Annotated in this window: 2 protein-coding genes; both read left to right on the forward strand. The window is 62.7% G+C overall.

Annotation, left to right across the window (positions count from 1 at the left end):
• The first annotated feature begins 87 nt into the window (after positions 1–87).
• Complete coding sequence (locus tag ACW9I6_RS32300) at positions 88–792, forward strand: FadR/GntR family transcriptional regulator (RefSeq protein ID WP_003212959.1); 705 nt, start codon at positions 88–90, stop codon at positions 790–792.
• Positions 793–809: 17 nt separating this feature from the next.
• Positions 810–1,496: a GntR family transcriptional regulator gene (locus ACW9I6_RS32305; protein ID WP_214498674.1), complete on the forward strand. Its 687-nt coding sequence runs from the start codon at positions 810–812 to the stop codon at positions 1,494–1,496.
• Positions 1,497–1,561: the final 65 nt, after the last annotated feature.

Genomic DNA, 1,561 nt, shown 5'->3' on the forward strand with positions numbered 1-1,561 from the left:
CCCAAAAAATGGGCCTGCTGCGCAGTCCAGCGGGAGCAAGCTCCCTCGCCACACCAAGCAGACAGTTCAATTTAAAGGGAGCCACACGTGATCACCTCGTCAACCGTCGTCAATTCAGTGGTAGAAAAACTGCGCGCCGCCCTGGCGAGGGGTCAGTGGCGGCGCGGCGAGATGCTGCCCGGCCAGCGTGAACTGGCCGAGCAAATGGGCATCAGCCGCCCGAGCCTGCGCGAAGCGGTGATCGTGCTGGAAACCCTCGGCCTGGTACGCTCCATGCCCGGCAAGGGCGTGGTGGTGCTGGAAACCACCCTCAGCGAATCCCAGGCCCAGGACAGCGGCGTGGCGGACGCCAGCCTCGAAGACATCCTGCAACTGCGCTACACCCTCGAGCCCTTTATCGTAGGTTTAGTGGCGCAATCCATCAGCAGCAAGGAAGTCGGGCAACTGCGCCTGACCCTGATGGACATGCGCGAAGCCCTCGACGCCGGCGACAGCGAAGCCGGGATGAACGCCTACATCGCGTTCCACGAAGAACTGTTCGCCCTGACCTCCAACCCGATCTTCCAGAACGTGGTGCAACAAACCAGCAACGCCCTCAAGCAAAGCGCCCAGGTGCTGCGCAACTCCCCCGAACACCTGGCGGAACGCTTGCAGGAAAACGACGCCGTGGTGCGGGCGATCCGCAACAAGAACAGCGCCCTGGCCAGCGCCGAAATGCGCCGGCATATCCTGCAGGAAGGCTTGCGCATGGGCATTCGCTTGAACATCCCGGATGACCATCTGGGTAGCTGACTTCCAGGAGACCGCGCATGACCGCTCACGCCCTGCACACCCCTTTCCCCTTTACGCCGTTGCGCCTGGTGGGCAAGCCGAAACTCTCGGTGGACGACATCTACCCGGCACTGTTCGACGCCATTCTTGAGCAACGCATCGCCCCCGCCAGCCGTTTTACCGAGGAGAGCCTCGGGCAAAGTTTTGGCGTCAGCCGCAGCGTGATTCGCCGGGTGCTGGCGCGGCTGTCGCACCAGCAAGTGATCATCCTGCGGCCCAACCACCGCGCCCAGGTGGCGGCACCGGATGCACAACAGACCCAGCAGATTCTCGAGGCGCGGCGCCTGACGGAAATCACCGTGGTGCAGTTGGCGTGTGCCCAGGCGAAACCGGCGCAGATCCGCCAACTGCGGGAGTTGATCGCACGGGAGCGCGACTGCATCGAGCGTGACGAACGTGGCCCGGCGATTCGGCTCTCCGGGGAGTTTCACCTGCAACTGGCAGCCATCGCCGGGAATGCACCGTTGGCACAGTTTCTCAACAGCCTGGTGCCGCTGACCTCATTGGCGATTGCGCAGTTTGAGGCCAAGGCTTGCACGTATTGCGCATGGCAGGAACATAGGGCGATTGTGGATGCGGTGGAGCATGGCGATGCCGGCAAAGCCGTCAACTTGATGACCCGGCATCTGGGTCATCTGGAAGCCAAGCTACTACGCAGCAATTGATCACACTGTTTTAACCTGTGGCGAGGGAGCTTGCTCCCGCTGGGACGCGCAGCGGCCCCAAAAAC

The sequence above is a fragment of the Pseudomonas sp. SDO5522_S412 genome (assembly GCF_054071215.1).